Here is a 16551-nt window from a genome sequence, read left to right as displayed (position 1 = left end):
GACAGGATCAGAAATAGCTTACCTATAATTTGAAAAAGAAATTCGGCATCTATTACAACAAGATGAAAACAGAATATGTGTCTTTGGAGTTACCGAATGATATGGGAATTTCAGGCGCAAATGAGGTTTATTTTGAAAAACCGGAAACCTATTTTCGAAAGCATTGGTACGAGTATTTCAATAACATAAATATTAAAAACCGGGCAAACATGGGGCTTCACCTTAAACATGGACCCAAACGTTACTGGAAATATTTAAGTGAAAAGAGTCCTTTTGCATAATCAAAAATTGTTTAACTTTGTCTCTTCAACTAATTAAACATTTTAACAATGAAAAAATTATTCTTACTATTTGCCGTAGCAACAATGTCATTATCAATCTACTCTTGTAGAGAAACTACAGAAGAAAAAACCGAGGATGCCGTAGAGGCTATGGGTGAAGATATCGAAAGCGGTGCCGAAGAAGCTGGTCAGGAAATTGAAGAGGCCGGTGAAGAGGTAGAAAATGCCGCTGAGAATGCAGAAAATGAAATGGAACAAGAAGTAGAAGAAGAAGTACACGAAACTGATGATAATTAATCATCTTCGTGCATAATAAAAATTAAAGCCATTCACCTTCTGAATGGCTTTTTTTAATTAACCCTAAAACCGAATAAAATGAAAAAATCAGTAATCTTAATTCTGGCTATGATTTTTAGCCTTTCTATCTATTCCTGCCGCGAAACCACTCAGGAAAAAACTGAAGAAGCTGCTAAAGCCATAGGTGAGGATATTGAAGCCGGCGCTGAAGAAGCAGGTGAAAAAATTAAAAAGGGTGCCGAAAAAGTAGAAAAGGAAGTAAAAGAAGAAATAGATGAAGAGATTCACGAAACGGATGACGTGAATGGCGAAGAAGCAACAGATGATGCTGCGTAAGCATTATATAGTCCTGTAAAAAAAGCGAAGTTAAAACTTCGCTTTTTTTATTTCTCTCTTTCTATTACATAATTCACCATTAACTCAAGACTTTCCCTGTAGGATGAATAAGGGTAATCCTCAAGGATAAGCAAAGCTTCCCGTTGAAACTCCTTCATCCTTTTTTCTGCATACTCAAGCCCCCCATTATTCCTAACAAACTCTATTACTTCTTTTACCCTTGCTCTATCCTTATTGTGATTTTTAACGGAATTTATCAGCCAGTCCTTTTCCTTTTTGGAAACCTTATTGAGTGTAAATATAAGAGGGAGCGTCATTTTCTGTTCCTTGATATCGATTCCTGTTGGCTTCCCTATCTTCTCAGTTCCGTAATCAAATAGATCATCCTTTATCTGAAATGCCATTCCAATAAGTTCCCCAAATCTCCGCATCTTCGCAATCTCGTTGCTTTCAGGTTTTACCGAAGCCGCACCAAGGCTACAACAGGCAGCAATAAGAGTTGCGGTTTTCTGTCGGATAATGTCGTAATACACTGTTTCGGTAATATCCAGCCTTCTGGCTTTCTCTATCTGAAGCAATTCTCCCTCACTCATCTCCTTTACCGCAACAGAGATTATCTTCAGCAAATCAAAATCATTATTATCTATAGACAATAACAAACCTTTAGATAATAAGTAGTCACCAACCAGAACCGCGATTTTATTCTTCCATAAAGCATTTATGCTGAAAAAACCACGTCTTCGGTTAGAATCATCAACCACATCATCATGAACCAGGGTTGCAGTATGTATAAGCTCAATGACCGATGCGCCACGGTATGTCCTTTCATTTACACTGCCATCGGAAACCATTTTGGCCACAAGAAAGACAAACATGGGTCTCATTTGCTTTCCCTTTCTGTTCACAATGTAATGAGTGATTCGGTTAAGGAGTGCCACTTTAGAAGACATGGATTCGAAGAACTTCTTCTCGAAAAGTTCCATCTCTTTCTCTACCGGAAGCTTTATTTGGGAGATAACCTTCATAAAGGCCGTAAATATACATATTTATACCGAAGGATAAGCCCCTAAAAAAATAATGAATTAAGCTGATTTATTTGCAAGCTGACCACAAGCCGCGTCAATATCCTTTCCTCTGGAACGTCTTACTGTAACCGTGATTCCATTTTGTTCCAGGATATTCTGATACATATTTGTAGCCTCTGAAGCAGCCTGCTGAAAATCACCATCATCTATGGGATTATATTCTATGAGATTAACCTTACAGGGAACATATTTACAAAACTGCAACAAAGCCCGGGCATCTTCAATAGTATCATTGATATCTTTCCAGACAATGTATTCATAGGTGATCCTGCTTTTGGTCTTTGAATACCAGTATTCCAGAGCCCCCCGAAGATCTTCCAGCGGAAAAGTTTCATTAAAAGGCATAATTTGAGAACGCACCTCATTTCTTGCTGAATGTAAAGAAACGGCCAGTTTTATTTTAGCCTCATCATCAGCCAGTTTTTTGATCATTTTAGGCACACCCGATGTGGATACGGTAATACGTTTGGGTGACATACCTAATCCTTCCGGAGAAGTGATCTTTTCAATTGCCTTCATCACATTGTTATAGTTCATCAAAGGCTCACCCATTCCCATAAAAACAATATTGGAAAGTGGGCGATCAAAATACAACCGGCTTTCATTATCTATTGCAACTACCTGATCATAGATCTCATCCGGATTCAGGTTACGCATTCTTTTGAGTTTTGCGGTAGCACAGAACTGACAATCCAGGCTACAGCCTACCTGAGAAGAGACGCATGCCGTAGTTCTTGACCTGGTAGGAATCAAAACAGACTCAACAGTTAGGGCATCATGAAGTTTAACAGCATTCTTGATGGTTCCATCGCTGCTACGCTGCATCCTGTCTACCCGAATATGGTTTATAACGAAATTATCCTTAAGCATCTGCCGTGTATCTTTAGAGATATTGGTCATATCATCAAAAGAATGTGCAGCTTTGTTCCACAACCATTCATAAACCTGGGTACCCCTAAAGGATTTATCCCCCTTCGATACAAAAAATTCCTGCAGTTGCTCTTTGGTTAATGCCCGTATATCTTTTTTCTTTTCCTTCACGCTGCTAAATTACGAAGTTAATATGGAAACCTTCAGTCTTATTATTTTCAGATGCTTACAAAAAAGGCCATAAACCGGAATAATCAGCTTATGGCCTTTAGTATATCAAAACATTGATTATAAGATCAACATGGCGTCTCCATAAGTATAGAATCTGTATTTCTCCTTTACAGCTTCCTCATAAGCCTTCTTCATAAAATCGTGGCCTGCAAATGCCGAGACCATCATTAGTAAAGTAGACTTTGGTGTATGGAAGTTAGTGATCATACAATTTGCGATATTGAAATCGTACGGTGGAAAAATGAATTTATTCGTCCAACCGCTGAATTCATTAAGCGTCTGATTAGAAGAAACAGCACTTTCCAAAACTCTCATCACGGTAGTTCCCACTGCACAAACCCTACGTTTCTCCAGCTTTGCCTTATTGATCACATCGGTTGCGTCTTTAGTGATGAATGCTTCCTCACTATCCATTTTATGCTTTGAAAGGTCTTCAACCTCAACAGGACTAAAGGTTCCAAGCCCAACATGAAGAGTTACTTCAGCAAAATCAACACCTTTGATCTCCAGTCTCTTCAAAAGGTGCTTAGAAAAGTGAAGTCCGGCCGTTGGAGCAGCTACAGCTCCTTCATTTTTAGCATAGATAGTTTGATAACGCTCTTCATCTTCAGGCTCTACATCCCTTTTTATATATTTAGGAAGCGGGGTTTGTCCAAGTTCCTTTAATTTTTTCCTGAAATCACTGTAAGATCCATCATAAAGAAATCTAAGTGTTCTACCTCTTGAAGTAGTATTATCAATAACTTCAGCTACGAGGCTCTCATCCTCGCCAAAATAAAGTTTGTTGCCAATTCTTATCTTTCTGGCGGGATCTACAAGCACGTCCCATAATTTGGTTTCAGGATTTAATTCTCTTAAAAGAAAAACCTCAATTCTTGCACCGGTTTTTTCTTTATTACCATATAACCTGGCAGGAAATACTTTAGTATTATTAAGAACCATCACGTCTTCAGGTTCAAAATAGTCGATTAGATCTTTAAATTTTTTATGTTCAATCGTCTGCTCCTTCCGGTTAAGAACCATAAGCCTGGCTTCATCCCTGTTTTCAGATGGATATTCAGCCAAAAGTTCTTTAGGCAGATCAAAATTGAAGTGTGATAGTTTCATTCCCATAGTTCCAGTTTTAAAAGCTGCAAATATACAATCTCAAAACAGGGGTTGTCAAGTAAATGACTACTTATTTGGGATTTATGTAGTTTTCGTAGTCTTAAAGCCTAATTTTTTCAGGTCTTTCCAAAAATCTGGATAAGATTTCGAGACCACATCTGCATCTTCCACAAACAATGGCACCTTCAATGCCAGGGGAGCAAACGCCATGGCCATTCGATGATCATTATAGGTCTCTACATGAACGCCTTCATTTAAGTTCTTTACCGGGAAAAGCTGTAAACAATCATTAGTTATATTAACCTTTGCGCCAAACTTTTCCATTTCATTTTTAAGGGCCTGTAATCGATCGGTTTCTTTGATCTTTAAAGTATGCAGTCCATATAACTCACATTCTACTCCAAGAGCCAGGCAGGTAACAGCTATAGTTTGTGCTATGTCGGGAGAATTTATAAGATCTTCATTAATCCTTATTGCGCGTGGTGTCCCATTCTTTTTCAAGGTTATGCTATCACCAGCGTATTCCGTTCTCACTCCAAAATGCTTGTATATCTCTGCCAGACAGGAATCTCCCTGCCGACTCGTTTCCCTGTAATTGGAAAGTTTTATTTCTGCAGAATCAGAGATGGCGGCAATACTGTAAAAATAAGAAGCAGAACTCCAGTCTGATTCCACGGCAATGGTAGCCGGCTCCAGTTTCTCGGCCGGTTCTATGTAAACCCTGTCTTCATCAAATTTACCTTTGATCCCGGCATGTTGGAGAATCTCAAGGGTCATTAATATATAAGGTGTAGACGTGATTCTTCCGTCAAGTATAATCTCAAGCCCGTTGGGCAAAGAGGCTCCAATCAGCATAAGAGCTGAAACATACTGGCTGCTTACATTCGCCTGAAGTTTAATTGAATCTACATGAAGCTTTTTGCCCCTGATCTTAAGTGGTGGATAACCCGCTTCATCTTTATATTTTATATCTGCACCCATTCGCTGCAGTGCATCTACAAGTAAGCGAATAGGGCGTTCTTTCATCCTTTTGCTACCGGTAACCTCTACTTCGCAACCTTCTTTTGAAGCAAAATAAGCTGTAAGAAAACGCATAGCCGTCCCGGCATGGTGTATATCAATAATTCCGTCACCCTTCTCAAGGGCTTTTTTTAGAACTATCGTATCATCACTATTAGAAAGGTTTTCGATACGAATATCAGGATAAAGAGCCTGAAGGATCAACAATCGGTTGGATTCGCTTTTGGAACCGGTGATTTTTAAATCACCTTTTAAGTCTCGTTCGGTATGTGAAACTGATAGGGTCATTTGAAAAGATAAAAAATGAAATGCTAATTTACTTTTTCTTTTCCTTACTCCGAAACTGTCCGAAGGCTAAAATGAATCCGTAAAGAAATGCGGCAAGGATTTGAGCAAATATAAACCTGAATAATTTGCCATCTGAAGTTCTTTCTTCAAAAAATTCCGCAAATGCGAAGCCCCCATATTCAAAAAGCATGGAAATCACATTGTACAACACCAGGAAAGTAAGACCGAGCCAAAGAACTGATTTCCAGAATCTCTTCTGAGAAATAATAGATTTAAAGCCCATTATTTGAGTTTTTCGTTATTCTTATGCCTGTCTTTATCTCTTTTGGTCTTTAGGTCCAGCTTCCTGTTGAAAGCTTCCTGGAGGTCCACACCAGTCTGGTTCGCAAGACATAGAACCACAAAAACAACATCTGCCAGCTCCTCTCCCAGGTCTTTATCTTTATCGCTCTCTTTTTCACTTTGCTCACCATATCTACGGGCAATTATTCTGGCGACTTCACCTACTTCTTCGGTAAGCTGCGCCATATTGGTAAGCTCATTAAAATAACGAACTCCGTGTTCATTTATCCATTTATCTACCGCTTTCTGTGCGTTCGCTAGATCCATCGTTAGAAGTTTTCTCCAAAACTATAGTTTCATTTTGTTTTTCTACTATCTTATTATAAAAGTTTTTCAAAATTTCATATTCCTCATTATTGAAAATAGCCCGGCTCATTTCAACCTGAGAATCTATTCTTAAAAATCCTCCATTCAACAAAATACTATATTTGAATTCACCCCCATCTTCACCCAGTTTTACAATTATACTTTCGGGAACAGAAACAACTTTATATCCCTCTGGAACCATAATATTTATCAGATGCTTTTTTCTAAATGGAAAATCAAAGAACACTGGATATATCCTCTCATCGGCTTTAAATGGATTCTCGTTGAGAGTCTCAAAAAACAAAGGTTTAAGGTATATCTTATCTCCGATCACCTCCACCCCGTTCGATATTTTAAATTTATAATTCTGATTAATATCGGATCCAACGCTCTCAAAATTCTTTAAATTAAAATCTGTGATATCTACATTTGAATGCCTACCTGAAAGACTTTCCTGAATATCTTCTTTTGTTTTAGAAGAGTTCTCTTCTCTGTATTTCTTTGCGTACAGGCCATTAAAATCTTCATACGCCAGACCATTGATCCCTTCAGGGGATATCTGAACGTTCATCCTGCTACTGGTTTCAGAAATATTGAATGGAAATACATTTACCCAATCAGAACTTCCTTCATTCCTTATTATTCTACCCTGCCAGTTTCGTGCTCTTTTGGGTAATTGGTTCATCCCGGCTGTTGGATCAGTAGCATCTAAAAGAATTATTCCTTCTGGAAGTTCCACGGCAGTAATTAAGTAATTGAATCCATTCCTTGTTGGAAATAATGGAATTCCATTATCTGGAGTACTTAAAAGCACCGGATTGGCATTTACTTTGGCATATCGGAGCATAGCGGCGAGCAGAAGATTAATATCGGCAGCATTCCCCATCCCATCTTTATAGGTATTCCGGGTACCTTCATCAGGCACAAATCCCGCATAACCGTTCCATTTCACTTTATCTTTTACAAGCTGGAATATTTTTACTGTTTTCTGAATTGGGTCTGAAATACCAGTAATAAGAGCATCTACGTCTTCTTCAAAAAAACCAGTCCTATCTAACGCTGTTTTAAGACCAACATCATTATAAATAGATTTGGCGACACCTTCCCAGGTTTGTGAATAATTCTCTATAGGATTGTTAGGAAATTTGGTGTACTGCAATTCCCAGTTAAGGTAAGCTGCATAGTTCTGCAAATGATCTACATGAGGTTCGGTTTTTAATGCCGGGATATTCTCTTTATTTACTGAATAGACATTCTGAATAAAGTCTAAGGTACCAGTTCTACGCTCATGCTTAACCACTTCCCAACCTGTCCTTACCGTTTTGCTAATAGTACGCTGGAAGCCTTTCTTAGAACGTTCAATATTTACATAGAAAGGGGCCTTCATGTTATTATAAACACTAAAGACAAAGAATTCAGGGATCGTTACATCCAGTTCCAGCTTATCAATAGGAATAGTATACTGCAAGGGCGTAGGATCAATTTGTGTTATATAGGGAGAAACGATCCTGTATTCGATCTCAATAACACTTCCTTCGGTTATTGCCGGCATAGTGAACCTCGTAATTTTCCTGAACTTATTCTTCTGTTCCTCATGAATATCATCCTTATCCAGTTTAACCTCTTCAATTTTTCCATTCACCAAATTATAGGTGACCGCCTTGATTTTTTGTACATGTTCATCAGATTGGCCAGTAAATATGCTAATCTCTTTAGTAGCCCAGTCAAATCCTTCTTTATTATATATTTTTATCCTTTCATGTACATCGGTAACCATTTCAAATCCAGTATTCTGGTTAAAATCATAATAGATAGCCTGCTTTTTAAATAGAATAGCCGCATCTGCATCCTTATCAGTCGAATGTTCTTTTGATTTTAATTCTTCCCTGGATACTTTTCCGAACTTATAATTTTGTGAGTGGACTGAAGTGCCCGCAAAAATCAGGAATAAATAAATGTAAAATTTGATCATGGGTTTTAGGTTTTACTGGTATTTAAGATTACGGCTTTCATATTGCTAGTATGATTGACCTGCCGGATAAAATTCTGGAAATCCAGATAAGATTCGGGAGACCACTCTCCCTTTTTAAAAATCAATTGTCTTGTGACTTTTATTTCATTCTTTTCCTCGCTTCCGGAAGCCTCAACTTTGAAAATAATTGAGCCAAATTCACTTACAAAAAGCTTGTTTTCCGGTAAGGTTTCAATACTGAATCCCTCTGGAAGTATAAAAGTGAAGCTGTCTTCGAAAGTTTTACCTCTTTTAATTTCAAAAGGTCTACGCCGTTTGTCATTCTTGGAAATCGGAATAGTTCCTTGCTGGATAAAACTGAGCGGGATCAAAAACCTGTTGCCTGCTTTAGTTGCCAGGCGATCTCCTGAAAATGTCAGCTTTTCTTCAATCTCTATCTTTTCCCTGTCGTCCTTAAATTTAATATCATTAAACTGAAGATTTTGCAACCTACCCCATTCATTTTTGTAATATCTTTTCTGTTCCTTTTCCAGTTTCCTTTGTAGTTGATTGATTTCATTGTAATGAACCCCTTTGCTTATCCGGCTAAAGTTTGCCTGAAAGCCCCCAATCCCATTTAACTGAATATCACAATTGATCTTCTGTATGTTATCTACCTCAGAATACTCTGGGGTTTTAATAATTTCCCCACCCTCAGGTTTGAGCCGCAAAACATATCTATCATCGGTAAAATCTCCCAGGTAGTTAAATGGGTCTCTCTGACTGGTGCATTCTAACCATAAATCTGTACCATCTTCTTTCGGGATATTTAGAATCACATGATCCCCCTGCATTTTTGTAAAATCGGGATCAATATTTCGCTTTTCTCCACCATATACTACCGAGTAATACGATTCTATGCCTTGAGACTTCATCAAAGCTTTAGTATAATTGGTAAGACCCTTACAATCTCCATATCCGAGTTCATCCACTTCGCTGGCCATGGCAGGTTCCCAGCCTCCAATACCATACATCACGGCAACGTACCGGGTATTATCCTGAACATATTTGTAGATGATTCTTGCTTTTTCTTCAAGAGTCTTCGCCTCTTTTGTAAGACTGCTAATTTTACTAATTGTTTGAGATGAAATTTCATCATGTCCAGCCACCAGATTATCATGCATCCATTTGCCAAATTGTTTCCAATCAGTTGCATGACCACTTACACCTTCCAGATTAAAGTCATTTATAGCCATTAAAACTTGGGGAGCAAAAGATCTAAATGATGGACTAAGTATCTCGTATTCATAGGCCTGAAATCCGGACAGACTATAATCAAGATCGTATTCCGAATTTTGCCTCTCTACTTTGGCATCATCAAAATTCCTTTCCTCGTACCTCAAGGCTATTTTTTCAGGATTAATTAACTGAAAAGATGAATTTTCCACACTTATATCATAACCTTCAACAGGGAACCAGTCTGATATGAAAACAGAATTAGAACTTTCAATTTCGCTGCGGTACTCTACAGTATATGGATATTCTCTGGGAGTATAATCAAGAAAACTTATTCTATTTTCCGCAAAAAGTATGTAAGAATCAAAATTACTCTGATCCTTAAAATCTTTTTCTTTGTACTTCTCTATCTCTCTGCCGTTTTTGTCATAAATGATCGCTTCCTGCTCTTTTATCTTTATACTCTCATTGTAATGCTCTAACGCTCTCACATACGAATTTCCGGATTCATTAAGTATGGTGATCACTCTGTGAGTGCGTTCAACGACCTTATCAACATCTTCTATCTCCACTATACGGCTATTATGCCTGATAACGGCATCAGCATTAGCAAGAAGGGAGGAATCAATTTTATCTACCGGATAATTTTCCTGGCTGTAAATGGTAGGGCAGAATACAGTCAGTAAAAAGAAGAATATTTTACTGCGCATTGAATAGAATTGGGAAAAATGTCTAGCGCAATATATAAAAAATTAACTATATTTTAACTTTTTTCCTTAGAATCTATAATAATCGTAACAGGTCCGTCATTTAGCAAAGAAACTTTCATATCTGCTCCAAATCTTCCTGCTCCCACATCCTTCCCGAGCGCCTTTTTAAAGCTGGCGATAAATTTAAGATATAAAGGCTCTGCAACCTCAGGCTTGGCTGCTTTAATATAACTGGGACGATTGCCTTTTTTTGTGCTGGCATGAAGAGTAAACTGACTCACAACGATAGCATCTCCATCAATCGCTTTGAGAGATTCATTCATAACCCCATTCTCATCATTGAAGATCCTCATATTAATGATCTTTCGGCATAGCCAGTCAATATCATCCTCATTATCTTCCTCTTCTATCCCCAGCAATATTAAAAGACCCTCATGTATTACCGCACATACTTTATGATCTATAGTTACCGATGCCTTTGAAACTCTTTGTAATACTGCTCTCATTATTTGGTTTGATATTGATCGATTCTGTAATTATCGTCCTCTCCTTCCATGATCTGAAGATAACTTTTATACCTGGACCAGGCTATTTCTTCATTTTCCAGTGCTTCTTTTACAGCACATTTTGGTTCTTCCAGATGCAGACAATTATGAAATTTACACTCCTGTTTCCGCTCAAAGAACTCAGGGAAATAATCACCTATCTCTTCCCTGTCCATATCAACAACTCCAAAGCCTTTTATACCCGGGGTATCAATGATTCGTGCATCAAAACTCAGATCGAACATTTCAGCAAAAGTAGTGGTATGCTGCCCCTGGCTATGCTGTCTCGAAATCTCGGCGGTTTTTAGGTCTAATGAAGGTTCAATGGCATTAATAAGCGTGGATTTACCCGTGCCACTATGCCCGGAGATCATACTTGTCTTTCCGGTCATTTTCTCCTTTACCTTATCTACATTCTTACCTTTTTTTGCCGAAATCCCAATACATTCATACCCGGCATTCCTGTACATTTCAGCAAGATATTTCACCTCGGCCAGCTCATCAATTGAATAAGTATCCACTTTATTGAAAAGAAGAATGGCAGTAATATCATAAGCTTCTGCCGTAACCAAAAACCTGTCAATAAAGGTGGTCAAGGTAGGTGGATTATTTAATGTGATAAGCAGAAACACCTGGTCAATATTAGACGCGATGATATGGGTTTGCTTGGAAAGATTGACCGATTTCCGGATAATATAATTATCCCGTTCAAGTATTTTTTTTATGACGCCCGTCTTCACTTCAGCTCCATCTTCGGGATCAAAAATCACTTTATCTCCAACAGCAACGGGATTGGTACTCTTAATCCCCTGAATACGGAATTTTCCCTTGATGCGGCATTCGTAAAAATCGCCATCCTCTGCCTTGACCTGATACCAGCTTCCTGTAGATTTATAAACCGTTCCCTGCATTATGTTAAATAAAAACAAAAATTTAAATTATTTTCTTAATATTTTTAAGAATATATTTACTGCTTTAATTCATTATTTCAATCACTATGTACAAATTTACTTTTAAATTGTTCATGGCCATCTTATTCACCATGAATTTGAGCAGCCTGAATGCCCAAACCAATCTTTACCAACATCCCGATTTTGAAAGCAAGACAGCAGATCATAAGGTAATTGCTATTTTGCCATTTAAGGCAAATGTAAGCCTTCGGCCTAAACAAATGAAAGAGATCAGCCAGGAACAACTGAAAGAACTTGAAAAGAACGAAGGCCTATCAGTTCAGTCAGCTATGTACTCCTGGTTTCTAAAAAGAAAGAAAAGAGGAGACCTTTTCGTTGATATCCAGGACCCTAAGAGAACGAATGCCTTATTGAATCAAAATGATTTAACAGACCCTGCAACCGTGACGCCTGAAGCACTTGCATCCATTCTGGGAGTGGATGCCGTTATCTCCGGCACTTTCGAAACCGACAAACCAATGTCTGACGGCGCTTCCATTGCATTAGGGCTTTTAGTAGGTTTTTGGGGAAGTACTAATGCGGCCACCCTCAATATGAGCGTTAATGATGGATCTGACGGGGAGCTGCTATGGAATTACAACAAAAGAGTCGCAGGAAGCCTTGGCAGCAATACAGACCAACTCATCAATAAATTGATGCGAAAAGCTTCCAGAAGACTTGGATACACAGACTAAATTCTTTTTCAACTTCAAAAAAGCTGTCCGTACTGGACAGCTTTTTTATTCCTAACCGATACCGTCCAGTATCTTTTGCTGGTGGTTAATAGATTCCTGGTGGATAGCCTTGAACAATCTTAATACAAACTCTTCACTAAGTCCCTTCTCCTCTCCTTCGAGCACCATTTTCCCAAGAATCTCATTCCATCTTTTCGTTTGCAGAATAGCTACATTCTGGTCTTTCTTAACCTGACCGATCTCTTCTGAAATTTTCATTCTTTTAGCAAGTACATCCAGTATCTGGCTATCGGCTATATCGATCTTAGACCTTAGCGTGTTCAACTTATTTTGAAATTCCTCGCTGGCGGAAACCTCTTTCCTAACCTGTAGATCATTCATGATTTGAATAAGTGTTTCAGGAGTTATTTGTTGTGCGGCGTCACTCCAGGCTTTATCTGGAGTATGGTGTGTTTCAACCATAATTCCGTCATAATTAAGATCAAGACCTGTTTGGCAAAGATCGAAAATGATATCCCTTCTTCCTGCTATATGAGAAGGATCGAGAATTAGTGGGAGATCAGGAAACTTATTCTGAAGCTCGATAGGAATCTGCCATTCAGGATTATTTCTGTATTTGGTCTTTTCATAGGCCGAAAAACCACGGTGTATCACTCCTAGATTTTTAATATCGGCTGTATATAATCTTTCAACCGCTCCAAGCCATAAAGAAAGATCCGGGTTCACCGGGTTTTTCACAAGCACCACCTTATCGGTTCCTTTAAGAGCATCGGCAATTTCCTGAACAATAAAAGGTGAAACGGTGGTTCTGGCTCCGATCCAGAGAATATCCACATCATGTTTTAAAGCCAGTTCCACATGGTTAGGGTTCGCCACCTCTGTAGTAGTCAGCATTCCCGTTTCCTCCTTGGCCTTCTGAAGCCATTTTAATCCAAGAGCCCCTACTCCTTCAAAGTTTCCGGGTCTTGTTCTTGGTTTCCAGATACCGGCTCTAAGCACAGTTGCATCACTGTCTTTTAACTGATGTGCAATCGTTAAGACCTGTTCCTCTGTTTCGGCACTACAAGGGCCTGCAATTACCAGTGGATGAGATAAATTGAAATCATCCAGCCATTTTCTGAGTTCTCTGCTATTTTCCATTTTCAAGTATTTTTAAATTTTCATTCTGAGTTATTCCGTTTAATACATCTTTTATATGATTCGTCTTTTCCATCTCCTGGAAGACCTCTTCAAAATTATCGGTCTCCATTAATTGTCTGAAATGTTTCAGATTGGAAATATATTCATCGAGGGTTTCCATCACATTTTTCTTATTCTGCCTGAAGATAGGAGTCCACATCCCGGGTGAACTTTTAGCCAGTCTTACAGTGGAAGCAAAACCACTGCCCGCCAGGTCAAAAATATCTCTTTCGTTCTTCTCTTTTTCTAGCACAGTCTTCCCTAGCATAAAAGAACTTATATGAGATAAATGAGACACGTAGGCAATATGGCGGTCGTGAGATACCGGATCCATATATCTTATTCTCATTCCTATGGCATTAAAGACTTCAAGAGCTTTTTCCTGAAGCTTAAAAGCCGTCTTCTCTATTTCACAAATTATGTTGGTCTTATATTTAAAAAGGCCGTGAATTGCCGCTGAAGGCCCTGAAAACTCGGTACCAGCGATGGGGTGCCCTGCGAGATAGTTTCGGCGTTTTGGATGTGAAGCCACTTCCCTGCAAAGCTGCTCTTTTGTAGATCCTGCATCGGTCACCACACAATTATCATTCACGGTGTCCAGCACTTTTGGAAGAATTTCAAGGGAAGCATCTACCGGGATTGCCAGGTAAACAAGATCGGCATTTACAAGGTCCTCAAAATTTGCCTTATTATCTATGAGGCCAGCATTCAAAGCTTCCTCTAGATGCTGGTCATTATGGTCAATCCCGAAGATCTCCACCTTCTCCACCTCTTCCCTGAGGTCAAGGGCGAAAGATCCTCCTATGAGCCCGGTTCCTATTATAAAAACTTTCATCTTCTTATTCTGTTTAATGCCGTTTCTATCAACTCTTCTGAAGCACAAAGGGAAAACCTTACATATCCTTCTCCCTGGGATCCGAAAATAAAGCCAGGAGTAATGAATACATCCTTGTTATAAAGAAGTTCATCCACAATATTTTCCGAAGTTTTTCCTTCAGGCACTTTCGCCCATACAAACAGGCCTACCTGATCTTCTGCAGCCTTGCAACCAAGCTCTTCAATCAAATCAAGGATCATCTCCTTTCTCCTGGAATAGATCTTATTCTGCTCATCGAACCAGGATTGCGAAAGCTTTAAGGCTTCAACAGCTCCTTTCTGTACAGGATAGAACATTCCACTATCCATATTCGATTTCACTTTAATCACAGAATTGATATTCTTCTCACTTCCTACCAGCATACCAACTCGCCACCCCGCCATATTGAAACTTTTACTAAGGGAATTAAGTTCCATCACATAATCGCTCAGACTGTCTTCATTCAAAATACTTTTTGGCTCATCATTCTGTATAAAACTGTACGGATTGTCATTTACTACCAGTATTTCATGTTTTTCGGCGAAGGCTGTAATCTCATCAAAGAATGATTCTGGGGCCACAGAGCCTGTTGGCATATGCGGATAGTTCACCCACATCAGTTTCACATTGCTCAAATCCTCTTTCGATAATTTTTCCAGATCGGGTAGCCAGTTATTTTCTTCACTCAGTTCATAATTTCTTTCAGTGGCTTCAAGTAGTTTAGACACCGAACTATAGGTTGGATAACCCGGGTTTGGTAAAAGCACTTCATCTCCGGGATTTAAAAAAGCCATGGAAATATGCATGATCCCTTCCTTACTACCCATAAGCGGTAGTATTTGAGTTTCAGGATTCAGTGATCGGTTGTAAAATTCTTTATAAAAATCAGCAATCGCATCCCTTAGGTCTTTAATCCCTTTATATGGCTGATACTGGTGAGCACCATTAGAACTAAGCGCATTATTCAATGCTTCGATCACCTGTGGTGGCGGAGCAAGATCCGGGCTCCCGATTCCCAGGTTGATTATATCTTTTCCCCTGGAACGTAACTCGGCCACTTCTCTCAGTTTTTTTGAGAAGTAGTATTCCTGCACATTATCAAGTCTTTTTGCCGTTATCATGACAAATTGTTTTTATAGATTCCAAAAATTCTTAATCCTTCGGTCATTAGTTTCAGAACATCGATGGCTCTTTCAAAATCTTGCGGTCTTTCAAAAGTCACATCCACAAAAAATGAATATTTCCAGGGCTCATCAATAATTGGCAAAGACTGTATCTTAGTCATATCCAGGTAACAATCCCTTAATATATTAAGTACTGAAACCAGACTCCCTCTTTCACTTTTAAGATCGAATTTAATAGAGGCCTTATCCAGCTTCTCTCCATTCGGTTTCTTTGGTTCGGTTCCCAGTACCAGAAACCGGGTCGCATTACTCTTTATGGTGTGTATCTCTCTTGCCAGGATCTCCAGATCATACATTTCAGCCGCCGCGGGGCTTGCCACTGCAGCTACTTTCTTTAGCCCCTCATTATGGATTCTTTTAGCAGCCTCGGCTGTATCTGCATCCTCTATCAGTTTTATATGAGGATACTGCTTAAAGAACTGCTTACACTGCAAAAGGGCCATTGGATGTGAAAACACCTTTTTAATATCGGCTATCTCCTGACCTTTTAGCGCCATAAGATTCATATTCACCGGTGTATAATGCTCACCCACCACGCTTAAGTTGTACTCATCTATAAGAGCATAATTAGGCAAAATAGACCCGGCGATACTATTCTCTATTGCCATCACGGCTTCATCAGATTCTTTCGCGGCCAGTTTTTGAGCAAGCTCCTGAAATGATAAATGCTCCATCACTTCTACATCTTTGTGATAATAATCCATGGCTACCAGATGATGAAAGGAGCCTTTAATGCCCTGAATCCCTATTTTTTTATTCATATAGCTATCAAAAAAAAGTCTCGATTTTTGATCGAGACTTTTATATAATTTTATTTCAGTTAATCATATAGCATTCCCGACCCTATCTCTAGAATAGAAATAAAAATAATAGAATGCGTTCCAGCTAATTAACTTTATCATTATCAATAATTATGAGTGACTAAAGTAGTGCTTAAATTTCAGTTTCAAAATATTTTATTCTGAAATTTTGCAGTTTTCTGATATTCGGAAAATCCATAGCTTTTTACTGAGGATTACAATTTGGACATATAAATTTTCGTTGGAAGATTGAAAAGTTTTCAGCGGTAAGCCTGATAATTA

General features: G+C 38.7%; 18 protein-coding genes. 4 read left to right on the top strand and 14 right to left on the bottom strand.

The window, feature by feature from the left end:
* Positions 1–29 precede the first annotated feature (29 nt).
* The 3 genes from NE848_RS06430 (at position 30) to NE848_RS06420 (ending at position 914) form a co-directional block, all read left to right on the top strand.
* Positions 30–281 (top strand): DUF4130 domain-containing protein, encoded by a 252-nt coding sequence (locus NE848_RS06430; RefSeq protein WP_252111615.1) that lies wholly within the window; start codon positions 30–32, stop codon positions 279–281.
* 84 nt (positions 282–365) lie between these two features.
* Positions 366–578 carry a hypothetical protein gene (locus NE848_RS06425; RefSeq protein ID WP_341482777.1) on the top strand — a complete coding sequence of 71 codons (213 nt, stop codon included), beginning with the start codon at positions 366–368 and terminating at the stop codon, positions 576–578.
* Positions 579–656: 78 nt separating this feature from the next.
* The gene (locus NE848_RS06420) at positions 657–914 is read left to right on the top strand and encodes a hypothetical protein (RefSeq protein WP_252111611.1); all 258 of its coding nucleotides are present in this window, start codon (positions 657–659) and stop codon (positions 912–914) included.
* Positions 915–961: 47 nt separating this feature from the next.
* Here the strand turns inward: NE848_RS06420 and NE848_RS06415 are convergent, their stop codons facing one another.
* From NE848_RS06415 to rsgA, 10 genes are all read right to left on the bottom strand, one after another.
* Positions 962–1939: a polyprenyl synthetase family protein gene (locus tag NE848_RS06415; RefSeq protein WP_252111609.1), complete on the bottom strand. Its 978-nt coding sequence runs from the start codon at positions 1937–1939 to the stop codon at positions 962–964.
* 57 nt (positions 1940–1996) lie between these two features.
* Entirely contained in the window at positions 1997–3040 is a 1044-nt protein-coding gene (gene rlmN, locus NE848_RS06410; protein WP_252111607.1) for a dual-specificity RNA methyltransferase RlmN, read from the bottom strand.
* 117 nt (positions 3041–3157) lie between these two features.
* Entirely contained in the window at positions 3158–4213 is a 1056-nt protein-coding gene (gene queA / locus NE848_RS06405) for a tRNA preQ1(34) S-adenosylmethionine ribosyltransferase-isomerase QueA (RefSeq protein WP_252111605.1), read from the bottom strand.
* A 75-nt stretch (positions 4214–4288) separates the two neighbouring features.
* On the bottom strand, positions 4289–5515 hold the full coding sequence (aroA, locus tag NE848_RS06400) for a 3-phosphoshikimate 1-carboxyvinyltransferase (RefSeq protein WP_252111603.1): 1227 nt from the start codon (positions 5513–5515) through the stop codon (positions 4289–4291).
* 28 nt (positions 5516–5543) lie between these two features.
* Positions 5544–5798 (bottom strand): hypothetical protein, encoded by a 255-nt coding sequence (locus NE848_RS06395; protein WP_252111601.1) that lies wholly within the window; start codon positions 5796–5798, stop codon positions 5544–5546.
* Positions 5798–6124 carry a nucleotide pyrophosphohydrolase gene (locus NE848_RS06390; RefSeq protein ID WP_252111599.1) on the bottom strand — a complete coding sequence of 109 codons (327 nt, stop codon included), beginning with the start codon at positions 6122–6124 and terminating at the stop codon, positions 5798–5800. The genes NE848_RS06395 and NE848_RS06390 overlap by 1 nt, the downstream gene beginning before the upstream one ends.
* A complete protein-coding gene (locus NE848_RS06385) occupies positions 6090–8135 on the bottom strand; it encodes a DUF3857 domain-containing protein (protein WP_252111597.1) in 2046 nt (681 codons plus the stop codon). Before NE848_RS06385 ends, NE848_RS06390 begins: the two co-directional genes overlap by 35 nt.
* A gap of 5 nt (positions 8136–8140) precedes the next feature.
* Complete coding sequence (locus NE848_RS06380) at positions 8141–10060, bottom strand: DUF3857 domain-containing protein (protein ID WP_252111595.1); 1920 nt, start codon at positions 10058–10060, stop codon at positions 8141–8143.
* 53 nt (positions 10061–10113) lie between these two features.
* Positions 10114–10566 carry a D-aminoacyl-tRNA deacylase gene (gene dtd, locus NE848_RS06375; RefSeq protein WP_252111593.1) on the bottom strand — a complete coding sequence of 151 codons (453 nt, stop codon included), beginning with the start codon at positions 10564–10566 and terminating at the stop codon, positions 10114–10116.
* Positions 10566–11516, bottom strand: coding sequence for a ribosome small subunit-dependent GTPase A (gene rsgA, locus NE848_RS06370; protein WP_252112119.1), 951 nt, complete (start codon positions 11514–11516; stop codon positions 10566–10568). The genes dtd and rsgA overlap by 1 nt, the downstream gene beginning before the upstream one ends.
* 86 nt (positions 11517–11602) lie before the next feature.
* On the opposite strand from rsgA, the gene NE848_RS06365 reads away from it, so the two are divergent.
* Positions 11603–12250, top strand: coding sequence for a hypothetical protein (locus tag NE848_RS06365; protein ID WP_252111591.1), 648 nt, complete (start codon positions 11603–11605; stop codon positions 12248–12250).
* A 51-nt stretch (positions 12251–12301) separates the two neighbouring features.
* Here the strand turns inward: NE848_RS06365 and NE848_RS06360 are convergent, their stop codons facing one another.
* Genes NE848_RS06360 through NE848_RS06345 form a run of 4 tightly spaced genes read right to left on the bottom strand, consistent with a single transcriptional unit; the run spans position 12302 to position 16230 of the window.
* Positions 12302–13390 carry a bifunctional 3-deoxy-7-phosphoheptulonate synthase/chorismate mutase type II gene (locus NE848_RS06360; protein WP_252111589.1) on the bottom strand — a complete coding sequence of 363 codons (1089 nt, stop codon included), beginning with the start codon at positions 13388–13390 and terminating at the stop codon, positions 12302–12304.
* Positions 13380–14264 (bottom strand): prephenate dehydrogenase, encoded by an 885-nt coding sequence (locus tag NE848_RS06355; RefSeq protein WP_252111587.1) that lies wholly within the window; start codon positions 14262–14264, stop codon positions 13380–13382. The genes NE848_RS06360 and NE848_RS06355 overlap by 11 nt, the downstream gene beginning before the upstream one ends.
* Positions 14261–15406: a pyridoxal phosphate-dependent aminotransferase gene (locus tag NE848_RS06350; protein WP_252111585.1), complete on the bottom strand. Its 1146-nt coding sequence runs from the start codon at positions 15404–15406 to the stop codon at positions 14261–14263. The genes NE848_RS06355 and NE848_RS06350 overlap by 4 nt, the downstream gene beginning before the upstream one ends.
* A complete protein-coding gene (locus NE848_RS06345) occupies positions 15403–16230 on the bottom strand; it encodes a prephenate dehydratase (RefSeq protein ID WP_252111583.1) in 828 nt (275 codons plus the stop codon). The genes NE848_RS06350 and NE848_RS06345 overlap by 4 nt, the downstream gene beginning before the upstream one ends.
* Positions 16231–16551 lie beyond the last annotated feature (321 nt).

Source organism: Gramella jeungdoensis, from assembly GCF_023805255.1.
GTDB lineage: Bacteria > Bacteroidota > Bacteroidia > Flavobacteriales > Flavobacteriaceae > Christiangramia > Christiangramia jeungdoensis.
Note: the sequence above shows the minus strand (reverse complement) of the source record. Positions and strands in the feature narration are given on the sequence as shown.

Bases quoted from the DNA above. Each gene is read 5' to 3' on its own strand.
- NE848_RS06425 (WP_341482777.1), top strand. From the start codon at position 366: ATGTCATTATCAATCTACTCTTGTAGAGAAACTACAGAAGAAAAAACC.
- NE848_RS06420 (WP_252111611.1), top strand. From the start codon at position 657: ATGAAAAAATCAGTAATCTTAATTCTGGCTATGATTTTTAGCCTTTCT.
- NE848_RS06415 (WP_252111609.1), bottom strand. From the start codon at position 1,939: ATGAAGGTTATCTCCCAAATAAAGCTTCCGGTAGAGAAAGAGATGGAA.
- queA (WP_252111605.1), bottom strand. From the start codon at position 4,213: ATGGGAATGAAACTATCACACTTCAATTTTGATCTGCCTAAAGAACTT.
- aroA (WP_252111603.1), bottom strand. From the start codon at position 5,515: ATGACCCTATCAGTTTCACATACCGAACGAGACTTAAAAGGTGATTTA.
- NE848_RS06395 (WP_252111601.1), bottom strand. From the start codon at position 5,798: ATGGGCTTTAAATCTATTATTTCTCAGAAGAGATTCTGGAAATCAGTT.
- NE848_RS06390 (WP_252111599.1), bottom strand. From the start codon at position 6,124: ATGGATCTAGCGAACGCACAGAAAGCGGTAGATAAATGGATAAATGAA.
- NE848_RS06385 (WP_252111597.1), bottom strand. From the start codon at position 8,135: ATGATCAAATTTTACATTTATTTATTCCTGATTTTTGCGGGCACTTCA.
- NE848_RS06380 (WP_252111595.1), bottom strand. From the start codon at position 10,060: ATGCGCAGTAAAATATTCTTCTTTTTACTGACTGTATTCTGCCCTACC.
- dtd (WP_252111593.1), bottom strand. From the start codon at position 10,566: ATGAGAGCAGTATTACAAAGAGTTTCAAAGGCATCGGTAACTATAGAT.
- rsgA (WP_252112119.1), bottom strand. From the start codon at position 11,516: ATGCAGGGAACGGTTTATAAATCTACAGGAAGCTGGTATCAGGTCAAG.
- NE848_RS06365 (WP_252111591.1), top strand. From the start codon at position 11,603: ATGTACAAATTTACTTTTAAATTGTTCATGGCCATCTTATTCACCATG.
- NE848_RS06360 (WP_252111589.1), bottom strand. From the start codon at position 13,390: ATGGAAAATAGCAGAGAACTCAGAAAATGGCTGGATGATTTCAATTTA.
- NE848_RS06355 (WP_252111587.1), bottom strand. From the start codon at position 14,264: ATGAAAGTTTTTATAATAGGAACCGGGCTCATAGGAGGATCTTTCGCC.
- NE848_RS06350 (WP_252111585.1), bottom strand. From the start codon at position 15,406: ATGATAACGGCAAAAAGACTTGATAATGTGCAGGAATACTACTTCTCA.
- NE848_RS06345 (WP_252111583.1), bottom strand. From the start codon at position 16,230: ATGAATAAAAAAATAGGGATTCAGGGCATTAAAGGCTCCTTTCATCAT.